The organism is Autumnicola musiva (genome assembly GCF_031846585.1).
Lineage (GTDB): Bacteria > Bacteroidota > Bacteroidia > Flavobacteriales > Flavobacteriaceae > Autumnicola > Autumnicola musiva.
The window spans coordinates 24,060-50,132 of sequence record NZ_JAVRHK010000010.1 but is presented as its reverse complement, the minus strand read 5'-3'; the positions used below and the strand labels follow the sequence as shown (position 1 = coordinate 50,132).

Annotated in this window: 14 protein-coding genes; all 14 read left to right on the top strand. The window is 39.4% G+C overall.

Annotated features, from left to right (window positions below; all coding sequences use genetic code 11):
* Positions 1-286 precede the first annotated feature (286 nt).
* The gene (locus RM539_RS13395) at positions 287-2,011 is read left to right on the top strand and encodes a pectate lyase family protein (RefSeq protein WP_311503920.1); all 1,725 of its coding nucleotides are present in this window, start codon (positions 287-289) and stop codon (positions 2,009-2,011) included.
* Between the two features lie 34 nt (positions 2,012-2,045).
* The gene (locus tag RM539_RS13390) at positions 2,046-2,699 is read left to right on the top strand and encodes a DUF3826 domain-containing protein (RefSeq protein WP_311503919.1); all 654 of its coding nucleotides are present in this window, start codon (positions 2,046-2,048) and stop codon (positions 2,697-2,699) included.
* Positions 2,700-2,975: 276 nt separating this feature from the next.
* Complete coding sequence (locus tag RM539_RS13385) at positions 2,976-5,993, top strand: SusC/RagA family TonB-linked outer membrane protein (protein WP_311503918.1); 3,018 nt, start codon at positions 2,976-2,978, stop codon at positions 5,991-5,993.
* 35 nt (positions 5,994-6,028) lie between these two features.
* A complete protein-coding gene (locus RM539_RS13380) occupies positions 6,029-7,723 on the top strand; it encodes a RagB/SusD family nutrient uptake outer membrane protein (RefSeq protein ID WP_311503917.1) in 1,695 nt (564 codons plus the stop codon).
* Between the two features lie 81 nt (positions 7,724-7,804).
* Complete coding sequence (locus RM539_RS13375) at positions 7,805-9,511, top strand: pectate lyase family protein (protein WP_311503916.1); 1,707 nt, start codon at positions 7,805-7,807, stop codon at positions 9,509-9,511.
* Between the two features lie 62 nt (positions 9,512-9,573).
* Positions 9,574-10,203, top strand: a complete 630-nt coding sequence (locus RM539_RS13370) for a DUF3826 domain-containing protein (protein ID WP_311503915.1) — start codon at positions 9,574-9,576, stop codon at positions 10,201-10,203.
* A 136-nt stretch (positions 10,204-10,339) separates the two neighbouring features.
* Positions 10,340-13,465 carry a DUF6298 domain-containing protein gene (locus RM539_RS13365; RefSeq protein ID WP_311503914.1) on the top strand — a complete coding sequence of 1,042 codons (3,126 nt, stop codon included), beginning with the start codon at positions 10,340-10,342 and terminating at the stop codon, positions 13,463-13,465.
* Between the two features lie 3 nt (positions 13,466-13,468).
* Entirely contained in the window at positions 13,469-14,905 is a 1,437-nt protein-coding gene (locus RM539_RS13360) for a glycoside hydrolase family 140 protein (protein ID WP_311503913.1), read from the top strand.
* 16 nt (positions 14,906-14,921) lie between these two features.
* A complete protein-coding gene (locus RM539_RS13355; protein ID WP_311503912.1) occupies positions 14,922-16,493 on the top strand; it encodes a glycoside hydrolase family 28 protein in 1,572 nt (523 codons plus the stop codon).
* 6 nt (positions 16,494-16,499) lie between these two features.
* Entirely contained in the window at positions 16,500-17,480 is a 981-nt protein-coding gene (locus RM539_RS13350; protein WP_311503911.1) for a glycoside hydrolase family 43 protein, read from the top strand.
* Between the two features lie 32 nt (positions 17,481-17,512).
* A complete protein-coding gene (locus RM539_RS13345; protein ID WP_311503910.1) occupies positions 17,513-19,378 on the top strand; it encodes a six-hairpin glycosidase in 1,866 nt (621 codons plus the stop codon).
* Positions 19,378-22,173: a glycoside hydrolase family 78 protein gene (locus RM539_RS13340; protein ID WP_311503909.1), complete on the top strand. Its 2,796-nt coding sequence runs from the start codon at positions 19,378-19,380 to the stop codon at positions 22,171-22,173. Before RM539_RS13345 ends, RM539_RS13340 begins: the two co-directional genes overlap by 1 nt.
* On the top strand, positions 22,173-23,621 hold the full coding sequence (locus tag RM539_RS13335; RefSeq protein WP_311503908.1) for an acetylxylan esterase: 1,449 nt from the start codon (positions 22,173-22,175) through the stop codon (positions 23,619-23,621). Before RM539_RS13340 ends, RM539_RS13335 begins: the two co-directional genes overlap by 1 nt.
* Positions 23,614-26,070, top strand: coding sequence for a glycoside hydrolase family 95 protein (locus RM539_RS13330; protein WP_311503907.1), 2,457 nt, complete (start codon positions 23,614-23,616; stop codon positions 26,068-26,070). The genes RM539_RS13335 and RM539_RS13330 overlap by 8 nt, the downstream gene beginning before the upstream one ends.
* Positions 26,071-26,073 lie beyond the last annotated feature (3 nt).

Below are 26,073 nucleotides of genomic sequence, written 5' to 3'. Positions count from 1 at the left end.
TATTGAATAATTTGATTTTTGTTATTGGGTTTATGATCACCTAACTATTACTTGTGACAGGGGAAATATTCAGTAAACCTGTTGCTTCACAGAAAAATTCCTATAGTACCGGTAGTAATTTAAAATTATTCAAACCTGAATTTAATGTTACACGTACCCTATGGTGCAGGATACTTTATTAAAATGAAGTTAATAATATTAATGGAAATTGTGAAAATTGGGCTTTTTTATAAAATTTATGATGAAACCAGGTATTTAAATAAATAGCTCATTTAAAATTAGAAATATGAAATTAGAAAAAGTAATAGTTGGAATTTTATTTATAATGATTGCCTGTTCTGAAGTTTATGCACAATATCCTGACCTTACGGAAGAAGACCGGGCGAGGGAAAAAGACGTTAAAGAGAGAGCTTACAGACATTCAGACAATGCATGGAAAGAAGCTGAGAAAATAGTTTTAAAAGAAGCAAGAGAGGGTAAGCCTTATATTCCGTGGGCAGCCCGTCCTACAGATTTACCGCAGGCAAAAATCCCTTCTTTTCCTGGTGCCCAGGGAGGAGGAATGTATTCTTATGGCGGTCGTGGCGGTGAAGTATATACTGTAACAAGCTTGGAGGACAGTGGCCCAGGTTCCTTGCGGTGGGCATGTGAAAAAGGTGGCGCAAGAATAATTGTTTTTAATGTGGCGGGAAAAATAGATTTAGAAACTCCTTTAATTATCAGAGCTCCTTATATAACCATAGCAGGACAAACTGCTCCTGGTGACGGAGTGGTAATTGCTGGCGAAACAGTGTGGATAGACACTCATGATGTAGTGATACGCCATATGCGCTTTCGAAGAGGAGCAACCGATGTTGCCCGTAGGGATGATGCTATTGGAGGAAATGCTGTGGGAAATATAATGATAGATCATGTTTCCGCAAGCTGGGGACTGGATGAAAACATGTCAATCTATCGGCATATGTATAGTCCAGGAGCCGATTATAAAGATGAAAAGCTTCCAACGGTAAACATTACTATTCAGAACAGTATTTTTTCTGAAGACCTTGATACCTATAATCATGCATTTGGGAGTACTCTTGGAGGAGAGAACAACATGTTTACCCGTAATCTTTGGGCGAGCAATGCTGGGCGTAACCCTTCAATTGGTTGGAACGGCATTTTTAATTTTGTCAATAACGTAGTTTACAATTGGAAGCACCGGTCTGTTGATGGGGGGGATTATAAAGCAAAATATAACATTATTAACAACTATTATAAACCCGGCCCGGTTACTTCAGATACCGATAGAGTAGGGCACAGGATGTTAAAGCCGGAATCCGGAAGAAGTGATTTAGATACTGTGGTTTTTGGGAGAGCCTATTTAACCGGGAATGTTATGAAAGGTTATCCTGAAATAACTGCAGATAACTGGAAAGATGGCGTACAGATGGAAGGTACTGATGGTGATTTGATGCCTTATGAAGAAGCAAAAGCCTACTTTCCTTATATGAAGGCAGAAGAACCCTTGCCTATGCCATGGCTTAAAAATATTTTGCCTGCTAAAGAAGCCTATGATTTTGTGATGAAAAATGTTGGTGCCACTCTTCCGAAAAGAGATGCGGTGGATGAAAGAATCATTAAAACTGTAAAAACCGGAGAGGCCATTTACGAAAAAGGCCTTGATCCTGATTCTTTTTACCAGTTTGAGCATAGGAGGCTTCCGGCCGATTCCTATAAGCAGGGGATAATTACCGATATCCGGCAGGTAGGGGGATATCCTGAATATACAGGTACACCTTATACTGATGCCGATAAAGATGGGATGCCTGATGCCTATGAAAAAGCAGTAGGACTGGATCCAAATGATTATTCCGATGCAAAAGGAGATATGGATAATGATGGGTATACCAATATTGAAATGTACATCAATGGTATAAAGCCTGGTAGTACAGCAAATTGGAAAAATCTTGAAAATAATGAAGATACTCTGGCAGAATTGCAAGATGGTCTTGAAAAATATAAAAAGTAATGTTTGTTGAATTTACAACCACATTAAAAACACTATGAAAACAAATAGGATAATAATTGCACTCATCTTATGCTTTTCCATATATAGCTGTGGTGCACAGAAAAAAGAATTTGACCCGGAATATGTAAAGGTCACTAACGATCGGGCTCAAAAGATTGTAGACGGAATGAACCTGAACTCAGCTGAAAAGAAAAGGGAAGTAAGAGATCTTATTGCTGAACAATACCGAAATCTAAGCTGGATTCAGGATGGGCGGGATGCAAAGATTGAAGAGATCAGGCAGAGCAAGATGGAGGAATCCAGGAAAGAAGAAAAGATTAAAAAATTGGAAAGTAAAGCCGATGAAGATATTGCTGATCTGCATGAAGAATATTTAAATGATCTGCATGATGGACTTACTCCAGAACAGGTTGTGGCAGTAAAAGACGGGATGACTTACGGAGTTGTTCCAAATACCTACGGTAATTATCTGGATATGCTCCCACAGCTAACCAGAAAGCAAAAAGATTTTATTCATAAAAATCTGGTTGAAGCCAGGGAACATGCTATGGATGCAGGTTCTTCAGATCAAAAACATTGGTGGTTTAACGAGTATAAAGGTCGAATTACCAATTATCTTGCAGCTGAAGGCTATAATCTGAAGGAAGCTGAGGAAGAATGGCTTAAGAGGATTGAAGAAAAAAGATAATTCAATTATTCTAATTTTATAAAGATGATAGGAGGTGCTTTGTCAAATGGGCAATCACCTCCTATTTTGTTATCAGTGTTTACAGATATCGCTTATTCCCCCTGTTGTTAAGTTTTTTTAACAGTATAGAACAGGATAGTTTAAGTGCAGAAACCCAATATCTTTAAAATTGAAACTAAATTTTTCTGATACTGGAAAAATATTATGTTTTTTTGAAAAGTATTGGTGATATTATTAATTTATTAGAGAGTAAAATTTAATTAAAATTAGAAGTGCATGACTAAAAAATTTAAAAAAATTGGACTTTTTTTAACGTTTTTTCTGATTGTTATAGGTTCCATCCAGGCTCAGGAAATAGAGGTAAGCGGAACTGTAAGTTCAGTTAATGGAGAAACTGTTCCGGGTGTAAACATCTTTGTGCAGGGAACTAATCGGGGAGCTGTAACAAATATGGAAGGTGAATATAGTATTGAAGTAGAGCCGGATGCCGTGCTGGTGTTTTCCTCAATAGGTTATGTAACCAAGGAAATTTCAGTTAATGGAAATGCCGAAATCGATGTAGTCCTGGAGGAAGACGTTCAGGCATTGGAGGAAACGGTAGTTATTGGTTATGGTGAAGTTAAACGGAGAGATTTGACTGGTTCTGTAGTTTCTATAGACCAGGAAGATATTGTAAGAACACCAACTTCCAATCCGCTTGATGCAATAAAAGGTAGAGTTCCGGGTATGGATATTACACGTTCTTCAGGAGAGGCAGGAGCTGATGTAAATATTACTATAAGAGGGAATAGATCTATTGGTGGAAGTAACGAACCACTGTATGTTATTGATGGTTTTCAGGGAGGTAGTATATCAGATCTTAATCCTAATGATATAGAATCTATTGAAGTTTTAAAAGATGCATCTGCCACAGCTATCTATGGTAGTCAGGGAGCAAATGGTGTAATCCTTGTAACTACAAAAAGCGGTAAAGCTGGTAAGACTTTGGTTTCTTATGATGGCTACTATGGTATAAATGGGCTTGCAGAATTTCCTGAAATGAGAACAGGAGAAGATTACATCAGGCTTAGAAGAGAAGCATTTCGAACAGAAGGCCTTTGGAATTCGCCTGAAGATGATCGTATGCTATTTGCTAATGCCGGAGAATGGGAAGCTGTTCAAAATAATCAATGGGTGGATTGGACAGATTTGCTAATTCGTGATGGAATACAGCAGAGTCATACAGTTAGTGTTAGCGGAGGAGGGGAAAAAACAAAGGTGTACTTTTCCGGTGGTTTTTTTAGAGAAGAAGGTATGTTGAGGGGTGATAATATGAACCGATTTACAGGAAGGTTTAAAATCACTCATGAAATTAATTCCTGGGCAGAAGCGGGGGTTAATGGGCAATTAGCCTACTATGACCAAAATTACCGAATCACTCCTTTAGCACATGCTATGACTATGTCTCCCTTTGGTGTTCCTTTTAATGAAAATGGAGAAATTAATCTTACACCAATAGCTGCAGACCCTACATTGGTTAATCCATTAGTAGATGAGCGGCCCTATGTGGCGAAATATAATGAAATTAGGAGTGATATTTTATTTAATGCTTATGTTGAAATTAATCCTATAGAAGGTTTACAATTTCGATCAAATTTTGGAACTAATCTGGAAAATAATAGGGATGGCTTTTTTGAAAGTGAAAATGCTTTTGCTCAACGGAATTCCAGGCTCACCCAGGCAGGGGAAACCCAGGTTTTTAACCGGTTTTTTAACTGGGATAATATCCTAACCTATAGTCGGTCATTTGGAGATCATGATTTTACCATTACAGGAATAACCAATTATATTCAAAGTGATGCTGACGAATTAATAGGAGAAGGTAATAATCAGGCGTTAGCTACGCAATATTTTTATAATCTTGGTGCGACTGAAACAGAAAGTCGTTTTTTATATAGCTCCTATGTAGGTTATAATCAATTATCCTTCGCCGGAAGGTTGAATTACGATTATCTGGATAGATATATTCTTACTTTAACTAATCGTTATGACGGGGCATCAAGATTGGCTCCTGGTAATAAATGGGCCTCATTTCCTTCTATTGCTGCCGCATGGATATTAAGTGATGAGCCATTTTTTAATGCCGATGGTGTAATGAATTTTGCAAAGATAAGAGCTAGCTATGGTGTTGCTGGTAATTCTGGAATTGATCCCTATGGCACTCAATCGGTTTTGGAGTCCAGAACCAATTTAAACTTTGGTGGCGTACCGGCTACATTTTATTTATTTAGTGATTTAGTGGGTAATCCCTCCTTAGGCTGGGAAAAAACAGCTACAGCTAATCTTGGACTGGATTTTGAATTTTTTAATAGCCGCTTAAAAGCTACCGTTGACGTTTATCAGGCGAATACTACTGATTTGTTGTTACCCAGATTCCTCCCTCAGTCAACAGGAGTAACAAGAATTTATGAAAATATTGGTGAAACACGAAATAGGGGTATAGAAGTTTTTCTTAATTCACAAAACATTGTTTCTGATGATTTCAACTGGACTTCAACACTTACGTTTACTAAAAATAATGAAGAGATAATTAGCCTGGTTGATGGTGAGGATATTATTCAACAGGAGGATAATTCAAGATTATTGGGCAGACCCATAAATTCCTTTTATTCATATGATAAATTGGGAATTTGGCAAATTTCTGAAGCAGAAGAGGCTGCAGCCTTAAGTTTTGGAGGAACTCCTTTTCAGCCCGGTGATATCAAATTGGAGGATGTAAATGGAGATTCAGTTATAGATGAAGCTGATCGGCAATATTTAGGTTCCAGTGTTCCAGATTTTGTTATTGGACTACAGAATACATTTAGATATAAAAGCTTTGACTTAAGTGCTTTCGTGTTTGCACGTTGGGGACAAATGATTAATGCAGAAGTATTAGGTAGATATAATCCATCAGGAGAAAGAAATGGTCCTGCCTTTATGGATTACTGGACTCCTGAAAATCCTACAAATGATTTTCCGCGGCCACGTAGAGGTGCGAGTTTAACTAATTATGCCGGATATCAATCGCTCAATTTTATAGATGGTTCTTTTATTAAGCTTCAGAATATTTCTTTGGGTTATACTTTACCTGATAGTATAACAGATAATTTTTTAGGAGGAGGTATAAATCAACTAAGAATTTATGGAACTGGGTCAAATTTGTGGACCTATGCTAAAAGTCCTCTGCTAAGGGAGTATGATCCGGAGAGAGGTGGTGAAGAATCTTTTCCTTTAACAAAGACAATTGTATTCGGTTTAAATATTAGTCTCTAGTCAGAGGTTTAATTTTATAAATTAATAAACAAGTTATGAAAAACACTATAAGATATATATATATTACCTTTTTCACTCTTTTATTGTTCGGAGTAGTTAGTTGTGAACTGGATGAATATAATCCTTCAAATGCAACCGCTGAGGAAGTATGGAATTCAACACCAGAGAATTTTCAAACCCTGGTAAATTCTGCTTACGATAAGCAAAGGTATTGGTACAATAAGGAAGATGGTATTTTTCTTGCAGAAATGGGTACAGACCTTTGGTTTAACAGGGATAAGAGGCTATGGGCCGGTGAAATCACTCAGTATGTTAATTTTCACACCAATGTGGGATTTGTGCGGAATGCATGGAGAGAGTTATACATAGGGGTTAACCAGTCTAATGCAGGTATTAATCGTATAGATAATATTGACTGGCCTTCAGATGAAGAACGTAATAGTAGCCTTGCAGAACTTCGGTTTATGCGTGCATTTTATTATTGGCATATAGTGGAGCAATGGGGTGGTGCCATTTTAAGAACGCAGGAAACTCAGGAGGCTATACAAACCTCTGAAAGAAGCTCGGTAGAGGACTTTTATGAATTAATTTTAAGTGACTTGCAATTTGCTGCAGAACATCTGCCAATAGATCAGGGTGAGCAGTATAGCAGGGCAGATAAAAAAGCAGCCTATGGTTTTCTTGCCAGAGCTGCCTTATCAAGAGCTTATTATGGAGATGAAGCTACTTATTTTGAAATGGCGCGGGATGCCGCCATGGAAGTGATTAATCGCAAAGAGGAATTTGGAGTTGAGCTCTGGGAGAATTATGGAGATTTATGGGATCCGGAGAATAACAAAAATAATAAAGAAGCTTTGTATGTAATTAGTAACTCCGACAATCCTTCCCTTAATTTTGATACCAGAGGAAATAAGTTACACCAGTTTTTCTTATCTCCATATTCAGGTAAACCGGGACTTGAGCAAAGTCTGGAGTATGGTAGAGATAATGGTAGGCAATTTATGCCCACACTTGCATTATTAGATTTTTATGATGAAGAGATCGATGAAAGATATTATGGTTCATTTAAAGAAGCCTGGATAGCAAATACCGAATTCACGTGGGACGATGAAGATGTGGAAGTTTATGATAAAGAGCCGGAAATAGAAGGGGTAACAATGACTCCTGGCGCAGATACTGCTTTATTTATTACTAAAAAAAGAATTGCTAATGAGTCTGAAAGGCCTTATGTGGTGATAGATAGGGATAGTGTATATAATCCTGACGGAACTATAAAAACCGGGAATGATTACGTGGTACTCAAGAAATATATGGATCCGTTTAGAGAGTCGGCAGGGGCAGAAGCAGGCTATCTTGATATAATTGTAATGAGATTAGCTGAGATGTATCTAATAGCTGCTGAAGCAGAGCACCAGCTTGGAAATAATGCGGCGGCGGCAGAACATATCAATGTACTAAGAACCAGAGCAGCTGCTGAAGGTTCTGTTGAAGAAATGCAAATATCTCCTTCTGATGTAGATATTAATTTTATTCTTGACGAGAGAGCCCGGGAACTTGCCGGTGAATTTTTGCGTTGGTTTGATTTAAAAAGAACCGGAAGGCTTGAAGAAAGAATTGAGGAGTATAATCCTGATATTACTGAATTTCAGCCTTATCATGCATTAAGACCTATTCCCCAGGGAGAAATTGATCAGGCTACAAATGATTTACAACAGAACCCGGGATATTAGATAAATGATGAAAAACCAGGAATGGAGGAGGAGAAAACATTCTTCTCCTTTACGTTCTTTTAAAACTATTAAATTCTAAGAATGATGACTCTAAAAAATTATACGTTTTTTATACTGTTGACCTTTATTGGATTTCAGGGTTTTGCTCAATATCCCGAAATTCCTGAAGATATGCAGGCTGAAACTGATACCAGGATGGCAAAGGAAGAAGAACGCTTACAACAGTTGTGGGATAGCGAGGTTTATAAAATTGTAAGGCAGGAGGCTAAAGAAGGTAAGCCTTATATCCCATGGGGGGCTTACCCCGGAGACTTTTTAAAAGCAGATATTCCAGCGTTTCCCGGTGCTGAAGGTGGTGGTTCCTTTACTCCCGGAGGACGTGGAGGTAAAGTGTTTGTAGTGACAAGTATTGCGGATAGTGGTCCCGGAACATTAAGAGAGGCTTGTGAAGCCGGAGGTGCGAGAATAATTGTATTTAATGTTGCCGGTATTATCCAGCTGGAAAAGCCAATTAGTATCCGTGCCCCTTATGTCACTATTGCAGGTCAAACTGCTCCTGGTGATGGTGTTTGCATAGCAGGAGAAACCTTTAAAATAGATACGCATGATGTAATTATTAGACACATGCGGTTCCGCAGGGGAGCGACTGATGTTACCCGCCGGGACGATGCACTTGGTGGCTCACCTATGGGGAATATAATGATTGATCATATTTCTGCCAGCTGGGGACTTGACGAAAATATGTCTTTGTACAGAAACATGTTTAAAGCCAATGAGAATTCTGATCGGGAAAAACTGCCTACTTCTAATTTAACCATTCAAAACAGTATTTCCTCTGAAGGTCTTGATACCTATAACCACGCATTTGGAAGTACAATTGGTGGCCTGAACAGCACTTTCATAAGAAATCTATGGGCAAACAATATTTCCCGTAATCCTTCAATAGGAATGTATGGTAGTTTCAATTTAGTGAACAACGTACTCTTCAATTGGTGGAACAGGTCAGTAGACGGTGGAGATTATCGTTCGCAGTTTAATATTATTAATAACTACTTTAAACCTGGGCCTATTACTCCTAAAGATGAACCAATAAGTTACCGCATACTTAAGCCAGAATCGGGTTATCTTGATCCAAAAACTTATGGAAGAGCTTATGTAGCGGGAAATTTTGTGGAAGGAAATCCTGAAGTCACTCAGAACAACTGGAATGGTGGGGTTCAATTAGAAGATGTTTCTGAGGAGGAAAAAAGAGATCGTTTTGAATATATCAAACAGGATAAAATGTTCTCAATGCATAATGTAGATATAATGTCTGCAAAAGAAGCTTATAATTTTGTGCTTAATAATGTGGGAGCTACGCTTCCTAAAAGGGATCCAGTAGATAAACGAATTATTAAGCAAGTAAGAACCGGAGAAATTAATGCTCCGGAAGGACTGGAAACCGAAATAGGTACTGAATTCATAAACAGGAGATTGCCTGCCGATTCTTATAAAAAAGGAATTATTACAAGGCCGGAGCAGGTAGGTGGTTATCCGGAATATATTGGTGAGCCTTATACAGATTCTGATAGTGATGGAATGCCCAATGCATGGGAGGTAAAATATAATTTGGATCCAAATGATTCTTCTGATGCAAGTAAATATTCAAATGGTAAAAATGGTTATACCAACATTGAAATGTATATCAATGGAATAGACCCTACTAAGAATATAGATTGGACTAATCTTAATAATAATACTGATACTTTGGCAGAATTAGAGAATGGGCTGGATCAATATAAAAAGTAGTCTAAACAAGGACAATCAGAGATCATAAATTTATGAGGAATCTCAATTCACAAGCTTTTCTTTTGTCCTTATTCATAACCCTGGGAAATTATACAATTACAATTTCCCAGGAAATTGAATTATCTCATCGCAGATTAGCCGCCAGTATTTTACAAGAAATGAGGCTCAGTGAGGTTGATAAAACTAATAGACTTATTGAAGCTACAGTATATTACCTCGATCAACTGGATGATATTTTAGATAAAAGAGCTGTTACTCTGAACGGTATTGAGAAGAATTACAAAGATGATCCAAAAGAAAAAGATTCGCAGATTGTGAAAGCCTATGAAATTGCAAGAGATAAATACCTGCCTCTAAAAAGGATGTATGTAGATAAACTGGAAAATGATCTAACCCCTTATCAGGTTGAACGGGTTAAAGACGGATTGACATATGATGCTTTTCCAAATTTTCATCATATGTATTTAGAAATGGTGCCTGGGCTAAAACCTGGAGAAAAAGCTCATATTCTTGCATTGCTGGTGGAGGGTAGAGAGAATGCCATGCTGGCTGTTAATAAAGAGGGACAAACTCAATGGTGGGATAAATATCGCGGAATTATTAATAATTATATTGCTTCACAAGGCTATGATTTTGGCAAATTAAGTAAAACCTGGGATAAAGCAAACGCAGATAAAGAATGGGCAAATTAACCAGCCAGCAGAGTTTTACAAAATCATGGAATATGGCTTAAGAAGTAGGTTTTGGACATCGAGATGGACAAATTTTGAGAATAACCAAATTGTTCTTACAACTTCATTAGGAAAATAAATTACCAAATACTATTAAATGGTTTTGAAAAACAAAGATTTATGCTTGCTTATATTTATTTTAATGGGTATGGGAACTAATTCCCAGGAAAAATATCCAGATCTTGTTAAAGATGAACAAGATGAAATAGTATATGTGAGTGATAATTATGGAAATGAGATTCCCGATTTTTCATTCTCCGGATACGAAAGTTCTTCAGTATCAATTCCGCCAGTACAGGGTAAAGTTGTTATTGCCCCTGTAGATGGAGATGCCACTCAAGCCATACAGAGAGCTATTGATTATGTGGGCAACCTCAAACCTGATGCAGATGGATTTCGGGGTGCTGTAGTCCTGGAAAAAGGGACATTTAAAATATCGGGAACCATTTACCTTAATAGATCGGGAGTAGTGCTTAGGGGGTCCGGAAACACAGATGAAGGAACAATAATTTTAGGAACCGGGGTGAAACGTGAAGCTATGATTCGGGTGCTTGGTAAAAAAGATTTTAGGATCACCGATAGCCTCAACATGGATGGAAATTTTATACCATTAGGAGCCAGAAGTATTAATACGGCTTCAGGAAAGCTTAATCCCGGCGATCATATTTTTATAAGGAAACAGCTGGAGCAGGAGTGGCTGGATACACTAAATATGAATGATTTTGGTGCAGAAACCGGCTGGATAGGATGGAAAACCGACGATTGGGATATCAGCTGGGACCGAAGAATTGAAGCAGCAAATTCTGGTAAGATAGAACTCAGCGCTCCATTAACCATGAACTTGGATCCTCAAAATGATAATTTAAAGGTTTTTAAATACGAATGGCCGGGAAGATTAGAACAATTAGGGATCGAAAACCTTAAAATTAAATCTGAATTTGATCCAGGTAATCCTAAAGATGAACAACACCGCTGGCTTGGAATAGCTATAGAAAATGCCCGTAACGTATGGGTTCGCCGTATTAATTTTGAAAATATGGCAGGGGGCGCAGTACATATTTTAAAAACCGGCAGCCAGGTTACTGTAGAAGATTGTATTTCCCTTCATCCGGTTTCCGAAATTGCTGCTTTCAGGCGTCATACTTTTTATACTGAAGGTCAGCAGACGCTTTTTCAGCGTTGTTATTCTGAGCATGGTTATCATGATTTTGCAGTGGGGGGCTATGGTACTACCGGTCCCAATGCCTTCGTACAATGTGAAGCCTATCTCCCATATAGTTTCAGCGGGGCTATTGGCAGCTGGGCTACCGGAGTACTTTTTGATGTGGTAACTATTGATGGCGATGCTTTAAGCTTTGCTAACCAGGGTCAGCTGGCTCGTGGTTCCGGATGGACAGCAGCTAATTCGGTGATCTGGGAAAGTTCGGCTTCAAAAATGGAAGTTCCGAGTCCGCCAACTGCTGAAAATTGGGCTTTTGGGGTTTGGGGACAATATTCTGGTGATGGTAATTGGAAAGAAGTGAACAGCCATATTTCGCCCAGAAGTTTGTTCTATGCGCAACTGGAAAAAAGATTGGGTGAAACTCCGGTTAATCCAGATGTACTTGAATTAGGAACCGAACCTTCAACAAGTCCAACATTGGAAGCTGCTGAACAGCTTACCCAGGAAGCAGCAAATGAACTGGTAGGTTTAAAGCAGTGGATTGCTAATGTAGATAAACGAAGGCCGCTTCAATTTAACAATGAAAATGCAGTCAGTTATCAAATATTAAAATCTAAACTTCCCAAAGATAAAGAGTCAGCTGAAGATGATTTTAAAATAACTATGAATAACGGTGTTTTGACATTTAAAGATAAGTTACTTGCAGGTAAACATATGACCGTGATGTGGTGGCGTGGAAGCCTGCGCGATGAAGATGTACAAAAATCTACTCCCCATGTTACCCGCTTCGCACCAGGGAGGAGAGGCCGCGGACTTACAGATAATCTTGAGGAAACTGTAGATTGGCTCAAAGAGCACAATGTGGTGGCACTAGATCATAATTATGGGTTGTGGTATGAGCGGCGTATGGACGATCATCAAAGAGTTAGAAGATATGATACTGATACCTGGCCACCATTCTATGAGCAACCTTTCGCACGCAGCGGTGAAGGCCTGGCCTGGGACCATCTAAGCAAATATGATCTTACCAAATATAACACGTGGTACTGGTCAAGGTTACAACGTTATGCTGAACTGGCTGAGCAGGAAGGGCAGATGCTTTTCCACCAGCAGTACTTCCAGCATAATATTTTGGAGGCCGGGGCACACTGGTCAAGTTCTCCCTGGCGCTCTGCGAATAATATTAATGATACTGGTTTCCCTGAACCTCCACCTTACGCCGGGGACAAGCGCATTTTTCTGGCGCGACAATTTTACGATATAACTAACGAAAAACGAAGAGGTTTACATGCAGCTTATATCAGGAAATCTCTTGATAATTTTAAAAATCAGGGTAATGTTGTCCAGTTTACCAGTGCTGAATATACCGGTCCCCTTCATTTTACACAGTTTTGGGTAGATGTTATTAAGGACTGGGAAGCAGATCATGAGAATGAAGCCTTGATTGGCCTAAGTGCTACTAAAGATGTTCAGGATGCTATTCTGCAGGACAAGGAACGGTCTTCTATTGTAGACGTAATCGATATTAAGTACTGGTACTACCGTGAAAATGGTGAAACTTATGCTCCCGAAGGAGGAAAAAATCTTGCACCACGACAACATGCACGAAAAATGGAAAACGGTAAGGAATCTACAAGATCAGTTTACCGTGCAATCAGGGAATACAGGGAACAATTTCCTGAAAAAGCGGTGGTATATAATACAAACGGTGCTCCCCGTTTTGGATGGGCACAACTTATGGCTACCGCTTCTTTGCCAAGCATCCCACAGGTTTCTTTGGAATCATTTTATAATGAAATTCCCAAAATGTCTTTGGTTCAAGGAGAAGATTATCAAAGTAATATTTGGACACTTCAGAATAAAGGTCAGGCCTATTTGTATTATCTAAATCAAAGTCAACAGTTTGTAGTAGATCTAAGTAATACCAAAGGGAAATTTCAGGTATATGTAATTGATCCGGAAAGCGGTAATGCCACCAAAAAAGAAATTTTGAAGGCAGGTTCTGTTGTGAGTATAAATCCTTCAAAAGTTGAAAAAATATTTTTTATTGAAAAAATTTAAATTATGACCAAAACATCTGTTCTAAATCTTTGCGGTATTCTATCCATACTTTTGTTGTTATCCGGATGCCGGGACAATTCGGAAAATGAAAGTGCACAAGAAGCAGCTAATGTTAAACAGGATACCACGCTTAGTGCGTTATCAATTTCAGAAAACAACCGTTATTTTCAGAAAGAAAACGGAGAACCTTTTTTCTGGCTGGGAGACACAGGTTGGCTTATGTTTAATCGTCTGGATCGTGATCAAATCAAAAAATATATTGAAGATCGAAAATCTAAAGAGTTCAATGTAATACAGGCCATGGTACTGCATTCGCTTGACGCAGTAAATGTATATAAAGATACTGCACTGGTAAAACAAAATGTAGCCGAACCTGTGGTAACCGATGGGGCTGACGCTTCAGATTCCCTTCAATACGATTTTTGGGATCATATCGATTATGCGGTGAAAACAGCGGAAGAAAATGGTATTTATATGGCTATGGTTCCGGTGTGGGGTGGAAATATCGAAAATGTTACCGAAGAGCAGGCGCGGGAATATGCCAAGTTTCTTGCCGAAAGATATAAGGATAAAGAAAATGTGATCTGGCTGAACGGAGGAGATACTTTTGGAAATGAATACACCAATGTCTGGAATGCACTGGGGGAAACCCTGAACGAGTACAATCCTGAAAAACTTATTACTTTTCATCCGCGTGGCAGGCACGATTCTTCCGACTGGTTTCATGAGGCAGACTGGTTGGATTTCAATATGTTTCAGTCTGGCCACAGAACCTATGCCCAGGATGATACCGAAAAAAATTATGGCGAAGATAACTGGCGTTATGTAAAAGCCGATTACGAATTAAAGCCTGTAAAGCCAACATTGGATGGAGAACCCTCTTATGAAGGTATTCCATACGGACTTCATGATACTTTGCAGCCCTTTTGGAAAGCTCATGAAATTAGGCGTTATGCATATTGGTCGGTTTTTGCAGGAGCTGCCGGATTTACCTATGGTCATAGCGCGGTGATGCAAATGCATCCGGCCGGAGATGAAACCGGAGCTTATGGAAACAAAAAAGCCTGGGATGTAGCCCTTGATGATCCCGGAGCTAAACAAATGCAATACGTGAAGAAACTTATAGTTGATTATCCTTATTTCAGCAGAAGACCTGATTCTACTCTTGTACTGAACAGTGGTGAACGATATGATTATCTGCCTGCCACCAGTGGTGATGGCTATGCTTTGGTCTATACGTACAACGGCCGGGAAATAGAAATCGACGCCAGTGAACTGAATTTTGAAGATTTTAAAGCCAGCTGGTACGATCCCAGAACCGGTAAAAAAAGCGAAATAGGTGAATTGCCTCAGGCAGATGGAGAAAAATATACATTTAGACCAGAAGGAAAACAGGAAGATGGAAACGACTGGGTGCTTATTCTTGAGCAAAAATCCTAGTGCTAAAAAGCTAAAGATGTCAAAGAAAATCTTAATCATATTCTTCTTTATCCCGTTACTGAATTTTGCACAGGACGGATGGATCAATATCTCCGAAAGGCGGGCTCAAACCATAGATTCTGTTATTACAGATATCATTCAGGGAGCCATAAATGAAGCTTCGGCAAAAGGCGGCGGCACCATTTATTTTCCAGCCGGCGATTATCTCACAGGCGGCATTCGATTAAAAAGTGATATCACACTTCACCTTGATGCGGGTGCAGTGTTGCGGTTTTCAGACGATTTTGATAATTATCTGCCTTTTGTACAAATGCGATGGGAAGGTACGGTGATGAACAATTTCTCTCCACTAATCTATGCCAATAATGTAAAAAATATAGCGATTACGGGTAGAGGGACTATAGACGGACAGGGAAAGAAATGGTGGAACTCTATGTATGATATTGAATTGGCTGAAGAGAAACTTCCGCTCAATAAATATCAAAAGATGTGGAAGGAACAAAATCCAAACCTTGAAACTTCTGAATACTACCAGCGCACCATGAACCTGATGTTTTTCAGGCCGCCTTTATTTCAGGCCTTTCAATCTGAAAATATTCTTATTGAAGGTATTACGATAAAAAACAGTCCGTTCTGGACGGTGAATCCTGCCTTCTGCAATAATATTCGAATTACCGGCGTCACCATTTATAATCCGCCCTCACCAAATACCGATGGGATCAACCCTACTTCATGTAAGAATGTTCATATTTCAGATTGTCATATTAGCGTGGGTGATGATTGTATTACCATCAAATCTGGCCGTGATGCCGATGGGCGAAAATGGGCGACTCCCACCGAGAATGTTACCATTACCAACTGTACCATGCTTAGTGGACATGGTGGTGTGGTAATAGGTAGTGAAATGTCTGGCGGAGTAAAAAAGGTAACGATCTCAAATTGCATTTTTGACGGAACCGATCGTGGAATACGGCTAAAGACTGCTCGTGGTCGGGGTGGTACCGTAGAAGACATTAGAGTATCTAACATTATAATGAACAATATTCAGGACGAGGCGATAATGATGAATATGTTTTATGATAAGAATAAAGAAATAGAACCGGTTTCAGAAAGAACTCCCACCTTCAGAAACATTCATTTTTCGGGTATAACAGGCAAGAATATTAATGCTGCCGGAAAAATATTGGGAATTGAAGAAATGCCGGTGCAAAATATCTCTTTTTCAGATATCAATTTTCAGGCTAAAGAAGGTTTTTACGTTTCTGTTGCTAAAAATGTTGAATTTCATGATGTCTCTGTAACTACTGAAATGGGGCCTTCTTTTGAATTTAAAAATTCCGAAGACCTTGTACTTGATAATGTAGAATCTGAAAATCCTCTTAAAAATACAGCGATTATTAAGGCTGAAAATGTGAAAAATATGCTGCTTGGCAATTCCGTTATATTTCAGCCTTTCGATATTTTCTTTTCTGTTTCGGGAGACCAGACAGAGAACATTCATTTTCAGAACAATATTCTTCCCAAAGCCGGGAAAATTTTAGAGCAAAGTGCAGAAGTCGGAAAAAACGCTATCATTCAAAAAAAATAAAAATCGATGAAAAAAGGGCTACTGTTAATACTTCTAATTCTAATTTTTTCTTGTAAAGATCAAAAAGGCAAGAATGTTTCAGTGGGGCAGGATATCCAGGAACAGCAGGAAAATGAACAGGATTCTGTATATCTATTTACGAGTTTCCGGGAACCGGCCGATGAAGGTCTTTATCTGGCTTATAGTGATGATGGTTATCATTGGAAAAATCTTGGCGGTCCTTACCTTAAGCCAAATGTCGGCGAAAGCAAAATTATGCGGGATCCTTCAGTAGAAAAGGGTCCGGACGGTACATATCATATGGTCTGGACTACAGAGTGGCAGGGAGGAAATGGTTTTGGTCATGCCAGTACAAAAGATTTCATCAACTGGAGCGAAGCAGAATACATTCCTGCAATGGCCCATGAATCGGATGTGGTGAATGTCTGGGCTCCGGAACTGTTTTACGATAAAGATCGCGATAGGTTTATTATTCTTTGGGCTTCTACAATCCCCTATCGTTTTGAAAAAGGACAGGAAGAAGAGAAGAACAACCACCGTATGTATTTCACCACGACCAAGGATTTTAAGAAATTTACAGATACACAACTTTTTATGAATGCCGGTTTCAGTATGATCGACTGTGTCATTGTGAAAAGAGGCAAGGATGATTATGTATTGGTAATAAAAGACAATACCCGGCCTAACAGAAATCTTAGGGTGGCTTTTGGGTCTGATCCGTTGGGGCCTTACAGGAACATTTCAAAACCCTTCACCGGATTTAAAACCGAAGGTCCCACCGTGATACAACAGGATGGGAAATATATCATTTATTATGATCATTATGGTGAGAAAAGCTTTGGTGCCGTTGAAACTGAAAATTTTCATCAGTTCACTAACATCAGTGATAAAATTGAACTGCCTGAAGGACATAAACACGGGACAATAACCCGAATCTCAGGAAAAGTTCTTGACGGACTTATCTCCAAAAGCAAGGAATTAAAATAGCAATTTTTAACCATAATATTAATCTTACTTCAATGCGATTAAATTCAGAGAATTTAACCAAGATAGCTATAGCCGTTTGTTTCGGCTTATTTTCATATGCCGTATTGGCACAGGATGTGGATACTGTTAAATATGTTGGTAGCACCTTGTCTAATATAGATTACCATCACGGGCAGTTACGTCCTGCAGTAGGTGTTCATGCCAGACAAATAATGCGCGCCAGCAGAGAACATCCACAATCAGCAGATTATTATGGCTGGACCTATAATCATGCGCCTAACCTCGCCTATTGGGATGATACTTTTTTTGTGCAGTATTTAAGCAACCCGGTAGGGGAACATATTCCGCCGGGGCAGTCATACGTGATTACTTCAGAAGATGGGAAAAACTGGGGTAAACCAGAAGTGCTTTTCCCGGTATATCCAATTCCTGATGGTTATAAAAAGGAGGGGCATCCTGCCACCGCCAAGGATCTTACTTCGGTTATGCATCAGCGAATGGGATTCTATGTTTCTTCCGGAGATAAACTTCTGGCTTTGGGGTATTATGGAATTGCAATGGATGAACACGATTCTCCAAATGATGGAAATGGAATTGGAAGGGTTGTTAGGGAAATTTATGATAATGGAAGTTTTGGCCCTATATATTTTATACGTTACAACAAAAACTGGGATCAGTCTTTATCTGAATTCCCATTTTATAAAGAAAGCGATGATGAGGAGTTCATTCAAGCTTGTGAGGAATTGCTTACTAAACCATTGATGATGCAACAATGGGTTGAAGAGCAGGATCGGGATGATCCGCTTATACCTTTGCAGGAACAATTTAAAGCATTCAGTTATTATCATTTACCTGATGACCGAGTAGTGGGATTGTGGAAGCATGCTTTAACTTCAATAAGCCTGGACGGAGGGGAAACATGGAAATATCATCCTTTACGTGCTCCTGGATTTGTAAACAAAAATGCTAAGATATGGGGCCAGGAAACTTCAGATGGAAATTATGCCACAGTTTATAATCCTTCAGAATTCAGATGGCCGCTAGCAGTTTCCACCAGTGAAGATGGGATCGTTTATAATGATCTTTTACTGATTCACGGGGAAATATCCACGATGCGTTACGGCGGAAATTATAAATCCTGGGGCCCGCAATACGTACGCGGTATCCTTGAAGGAAACGGCACGCCACCAGATGGGAAAATGTGGGTTACCTACAGCATGAATAAAGAAGATATTTGGGTTGCTTCTGTTCCCGTTCCTATTACAGCAAATGCTGAATCTCATGCTGATGAGGTTTTTAATTTAATGCCTGATGGCGAGGAGTTAAAATACTGGAATATTTATGATTTGGAACAGGCTCCCGTAAAAATTGAGAAAAGTAACGATCAAAAATGGCTGGCCTTGAAGGATAAAGATGCCTATGATTATGCCAGGGTAGAAAGGATTATTCCTACTACAAAAAATCTTGAGGCTTCTTTTACAATCCGTCCAGAGCAAAATGACCACGGGAAACTTCAGGTTGAATTCCAGAATGAAAAAGGTCAGCCTGCGGTAAGGCTTATTTTTGATGAAAATGGGGAATTAAAAGCTAAAGCAGGATACAGATATAGTAAGCTGGCAGATTATGAAGCAGGTGAAAACTATAGAATTGATGTTCGCCTGGAACCCGAAACAAGATCTTATACGGTTCAGGTGAATGGAGGTGATGAAAAACGCCTTATTTTTTATGCTCCTGTACATGAATTTGAAAGGATTATGTTTAGAACAGGAGATCAAAGATATGAACCCACTCCCGAAAGCCCGGCTGCAAACCACGAAGATTTGGAAAATCCCGGCAAGCAGATTCCCGAAGCAGCATTTTATATTAAAGGTCTAAAAACAGGAGTTTTCTCCAAATAATGAAAATCAAATTTAAGATCATATATGTTTTTTTATCGGTTTTATTCTTTTCCTGTGGAAGCAAGGTAGAGGAAAAATCGGTACCTGTGGTTCAGGATTTGAAAGTTGAAGAGCCAGAAGTAGCCATGCAGTTCAACCCTATGGGGATTTCTCCTGAAGAGGTGCGATTTGGATGGCAGTTACAATCTTCCGGTTTTAATGTAAAGCAGTTGGCTTATCGCATTCAGCTTTCTGAAAATAAAGATTTTGATGGTAATTTATACTGGGATAGCGGTAAGGTTAATTCAGAAAAAAGCCAGCATATAAAATATGCAGGTCCTAAATTGAAAAACGCTCAGGATTATTACTGGAAAATACAGGTATGGACAGGTAATAATACAACTTCAGAAAGCGAAACTTCGCATTTCTTCACTGCTCCCGGTGAAGATGCTCTTAAAGCAGAATGGATTGGAGCAATTTCCAGGGCAGACAGTTACTTGCCAGAAGGGCGGAAAATGCATACACCTACCTTCAAAAAATCAAAGCGGGATTCAATAGTGGATGCGGTAGATTCTCTTGCTTACCGGAGTATCATGCTGCGGAAGGAATTTCAGTCAGGTAAGGATATTAAATCTGCCAAGGTCTATGTTTCCGGATTAGGTCATTATAAGCTGAGTATCAATGGTAAAAATATTGGTAATAGTGAGTTTGCTCCATTATGGACCGATTATGATAAGACGGTTTATTATAATATTTATGATGTAACCACAAACCTTCAGCAAGGAGAAAATGCTGTAGGTGTGATGCTTGGGAACGGAATGTACAATGTTATTGGCGACAGGTATTCCAAGTTCTTTGTTAGTTTTGGTCCACCGACTTTGTTTCTTCAACTTAGACTTACTTATGAAGATGGTTCCGAAGAAATTATTAAAACAGACGATAGCTGGAAATATACTAAGAGTCCAATAACCTTTAATACGCTTTTTGGCGGGGAAGATTATGATGCCCGGATGGAGCAACCGGGATGGAATACTCCGGATTTTGATGCCGCTTCCTGGAAACCAGTTGTTTTACAGCAAGCGCCAAAAGGAAAGCTAATTCCTCAGACAGCTCCTCCGGTTTCATTGACCAAAAGCTATAAAGTAAAGGAGGTAAATTCCTTTAATGATACTACCTATATATTGGATATGGGGCAGAACCTTTCTGGTTTTCCAAAAATCAAAGCCAGGGGAAAAAGAGGGGATAAGATAAAGATTTGGGTTGGAGAAAAACTTCAGGATGATGGCACCATTGCCCAGGGCGGTTCTGGAAAACCGTATTATTATGAATATACATTTAAAGGCGACGGTATAGAGGAATGGCGGCCTTACTTCAGTTATTATGGTTACCAGTATATACAGATTGAAGGTGCAAATTACAAGAAGGATGAAATGGAGGGTTTGCCAACAGTACTGGAGGTAAATTCACTATTTGTGAACAATTCGGCTAAACCAGGCGGCACTTTTACAAGTTCGAATGAGATTTTTAATAAAGCGCACGAGCTTATTGATGCAGCTATAAAAAGTAATTTTCATAGTGTGTTTACCGACTGTCCGCACCGGGAGAAACTGGGTTGGCTAGAGGAAACACATCTTAATGGCCCTGGGCTTTTTTATAATTATCATCTGGAAGGCTTTATACCGAAAATAATGCGGGATATTGCCGATGCGCAGCGGGAAAATGGACTTATTCCCAATATCGCACCCGAATATATCATCTTTGGTGGAGACTTTACCGATTCTCCCGAATGGGGCCTTGCCGGAATCATGCTGCCGTGGATGTATTATGAATATTATGGTGATGCCTCTTTAATTGAGCAATATTACCCGGTTATGACAAAGTATGTGGACTATCTTTCTTCAACAGCCGAAAATCACATTGTAGATCACGGTCTTGGTGACTGGTACGATTACGGTGAACATGCTGCGGGATATTCCAAAAACAGCCCAATTGCCCTTTCTGCTACTAGCCATTACTTCTATGGGGCCAGTTTAGTTGCAAAAGCTGCAGATATGCTGGGACGAAACCAGGATGCTAAAAAATATCAAAATTTATCCACGGAAATCAGAAAAGCTTTCAACAACAGGTTTTATAACCCAAAAAAAGGAAATTATGCTACTGGCAGCCAGTTTAGCAATGCTGTTCCGATTTATATGGGAATCGTGGAACCTGAAAATAAAGAGAAAGTGATGAACAGTCTGCTCGATACAATAAAGGCTAACAATTACAGGCTTACTACCGGAGACGTAGGAAACAGGTACCTTTTTCAAACACTTGCTGAAAATGACCAAAACGAAGTGATGTATAAGATGCAGAATCATTACGATACACCAGGCTATGGTTTTCAGATCAAATTCGGTTTAACCACACTCACCGAACAATGGGATCCGCGGAATGGCAATTCTCTGAATCATTTTATGATGGGTCAGATTGAAGAATGGTTCTATAAGAGTCTGGCAGGAATTGTTCCTGATGAAGAAAACCCCGGATATAAGCATTTCTTCTTACAACCCGAACTTGTAGGAGATATGGAATTTGTAAAAGCTTCTTACGAATCACTTTATGGTAAAATAATTTCAGAATGGGAGAGAGATAGTGAAGGGCTTAGCTTTAAATTTACAATTCCTGCAAATACCAGTGCTACCGTAAAGCTTCCAGTAAATGAATTTTCAGAAGTTACTTTAAATGCTGAAAAACTTGAGACATATGAGAACATATCAGGCAAAACTGTTTTTGAAGTTGGTTCCGGGTCCTATTCAATAAATGTAAGACTATAATGGCAAAGGAATCGAACAAGTTAAAGGGTATAAAACAGCTTTCCCACCGAGGAAGCGTTCTTTTTCTTTGTCTTTTTTTAGTGGCGTCTATCCCGATTCTTTCGCAGAATTCCGATACCAATTTTAATCAATCGATTACTGAAACCATCGATCGTATTGAGGAAATATATGATGTAAAAATTAATGATGAAAAAAAGTTGCTGGAAGGGAAGAAACTTGATTATGCCGATTGGCGTATCCGTCAGGATAACCTGGAAGTTTCGTTAACAGCTGTCCTGGCTCCTTTTAATTTAATGTACTGGAAAGAATCAGATTCTGTTTACAGTATCCGAAAGTTTGATTATCCCCGCCGTACTCCGGATTTGGGCCGGGAAAGGTTGAATTACCTGCAAAATCTTTACGATACCAAAGCCGAATGGGAATCTCGTAAAGCTGATTTGAAATCCTGTATAAAGGACGCTTTAAAGCTCGAAAAAGCTTCTGAAGTTAAAAATCCCGAAGTAATTACTACTAAAAAGAGAAAATATAAAGGATATACCGTTGAAAATATCGCTTTAGAAATTGTTCCTGGTGTTTACGCCACCGGTTCGATTTATAAGCCTTTTCCGCTGAAGAAAAAGAACGCGGTAATATTATCTCCAAATGGTCATTTTGGAGATGGCCGCTATCGCGAAAGTGAACAAATTAGATGTGCAAATCTGGCAAAAATGGGAGCGCTTGTAGTGAGTTATGATCTTTTCGCTTGGGGAGAATCGGCACTTCAGTTTCCGTATGAATATCACCGAACCAGTATGGCACAAACTATTCAGGTGTTAAATGGAAAAAAACTACTGGATTATTTAGTACAGCTTCCTGAAGCAGACTCATCAAGAATTGGTATTACAGGAGGTTCCGGCGGAGGTTCTCATACTCTATTTCTCACGGCAATCGATGACAGAATAAAGGTTTCTGTTCCGGTGGTTATGGTTTCTTCCTATTTTTCAGGTGGATGTCCCTGTGAAAGTGGTCAGCCAATACATTTATGTGGTAATGGAACCAATAATGCTGAAATTTCTGCAATGGCTGCTCCAAGGCCCCAGTTGATTATATCCGACGGGCAGGATTGGACTCAAAATGTCCCCGATCTTGAGTATCCTTTCATCAGGGATGTGTATTCATTTTATGATGCTGAAGAGAAGGTTGAAAATGCCCATTTTCAGGAGGAAGGCCATAATTATAAGGAGTCCAAACGTAAGGCAATGTATCCGTTTATGGCCAGATATCTAAACCTGGATATTACAAAGATTACTGAGGATGATAAAATTTCAGAAGATATAACTGTAGAAACTGAAAATCAAATGAAAGTCTTCGGAAAGAACGGAGAAAAACTACCAGAAAATGCTATTAAGGATATTGATAAATTATATTCCCTTTTTGGCGAAACCTACGAAAAAGATCAAAATGAATAAAATATTTAAAAACATTAATTTAGTAATCTTACTGGTGCTTTCAGTTTTTTCGGGCTATGGACAGTCTGAAAATAACATGAAGCTATGGTATGATAAACCTGCTGAAAACTGGAATGAAGCTCTTCCCATTGGGAATGGCCGACTGGGAGCTATGATCTTTGGTAATCCTTCCGTAGAACGTTTGCAGTTAAATGAAGAAACCATTTGGGCTGGCCAGCCAAACAGTATTGCTCACGAGAAGGCTTTAAAGGCACTTCCAAAGGTGAGGCAGCTCATCTTTGAAGGAAAATATAAGGAAGCTCAGGATCTTGCCACCAGCGATATTCGCTCGCAGACCAACAATGGAATGCCTTACCAGACATTTGGTAATGTGTATATTTCTTTTCCGGGACATAATAATTATTCAGATTATTACCGGGGTCTTGATATTTCAAAAGCGATAGCTTCAGTTTCTTACAAAGTAGACGGGGTAACTTATAAACGTGAAATAATTTCAGCATTTGAAGATGACGTGGTGGCGGTAAAACTTTCCGCAGATAAACCAGGAAGCATTACCTGTAATGTTTTAATGAACAGTCCTTTTGATAAAACTGACCCGGTGAGCAGGGAAGATGTGATTATGCTGGATGGCACATCCAGTAATCATGAAGGATTGAGAGGCGGAGTGGATTTTGAAGGAAGGGCAGCTGTTGAAACTAAAGGTGGTACAGCAAAATCTGAAGATGGATATATTGCTATTAATGGCGCAGATGAAGCAACCATTTATATTTCTATCGCTACAAATTTTAAAAATTACAAGGATCTTTCGGTAGATGTGAGGGAAAAAACAAAGCGTTTGCTAAGCGAGGCCCGACGGAGAGATTTTGAAACGATCAGGAAAGATCATACGGATTATTATCAGAAGTTTTTTAACCGCGTTTCCCTCGATCTTGGGAAAACCGATGCCGTAAATCAACCTACAAATCTTAGAATTAAAAATTTTTCAGATCAGGATGATCCACAACTGGTTTCATTGTATTTCCAGTTTGGAAGATACCTGCTCATTTCCAGTTCTCAGCCTGGTGGACAGCCCGCAAACCTGCAGGGAATCTGGAACGATATGCTTTTCCCACCATGGGAAAGCAAATACACCATGAATATTAATGCCGAAATGAATTACTGGCCTGCGGAACTTACTAATCTTCCGGAGATGCATGAACCTTTTATTCAGCTGGCAAAAGAGGTAAGCGAAACCGGAAGGGAAACAGCGCAAATAATGTATGATGCTGATGGCTGGGTGCTGCATCACAATACCGATATCTGGAGAATAACCGGGCCTATTGATAACGCTCATTCTGGAATGTGGCCCGCCGGGGGAGCCTGGCTTATGCAGGATCTGTGGGAACGCTACCTTTATTCCGGTGATAAGGAATATCTGGCAGAGATCTATCCAATTATGAAAGGTTCTGCTGAATTTTTCCTGGATTTTATGATCCCGCATCCTGAATATGGCTGGTCTGTTGTAGTACCTTCCAATTCTCCGGAGAATTCTCATGGCGGTGGCGAAGGGAATGCGTCTATAACCGCAGGTTCAACAATGGATAACCAGTTGGTGTTCGATCTTTTCTCGCACACAGCCGAAGCCGCAGAAATTCTTTCCAAAGATGACGATTTCGTGGGAAAATTAGAGTCTGCAAAAGAAAAACTGGCGCCTATGCAAATTGGTCGTTACGGGCAGTTACAGGAATGGCTGAAGGATTGGGACGATCCTGAAGACGATCACCGTCACGTTTCACATTTATACGGACTTTTTCCAAGTAACCAGATCTCACCTTTTCGAAACCCAGAGCTTTTTGAAGCTTCAAAAGTTGTTTTGGAGCACCGTGGTGATAAATCAACAGGCTGGTCTATGGGCTGGAAGGTGAACTTATGGGCAAGGTTGCTGGATGGAAATCGCGCTTATAAATTACTTAACGATCAGTTAGGCCTGGTAGGCAGTGATGGTGGCGGCAGTTATCCGAATATGCTGGATGCGCATCCACCATTTCAGATTGATGGGAATTTTGGCGTTACCGCGGGAATTGCTGAAATGCTGATGCAGAGCCACGAAGGAGCTGTTCATTTATTACCGGCACTGCCCGATGCATGGAAAAAAGGCAAAATTGAAGGTATTCGTGCCCGGGGAGGTTTTACCATTGAAAGTCTGGAGTGGGAAGCTAACGAACCGGCAAAGCTTACGATTAAATCCAATTTAGGCGGAAATCTTCGGCTTCGGACATCAACTAAACTGAAGTTGGGTGATCTAAAAATTGCGAAAGGAGAGAATCCAAATCCATTTTTCAAGATATACCCGGTCAAAGAACCGCTAATTTCAGACAAAACTGAAACTTCAAAACCCGATCTGCCTAAATTCTACGAATACGATATTCAAACCGAAAAAGGTAAAATCTATACATTTTATTCAAAATAAACA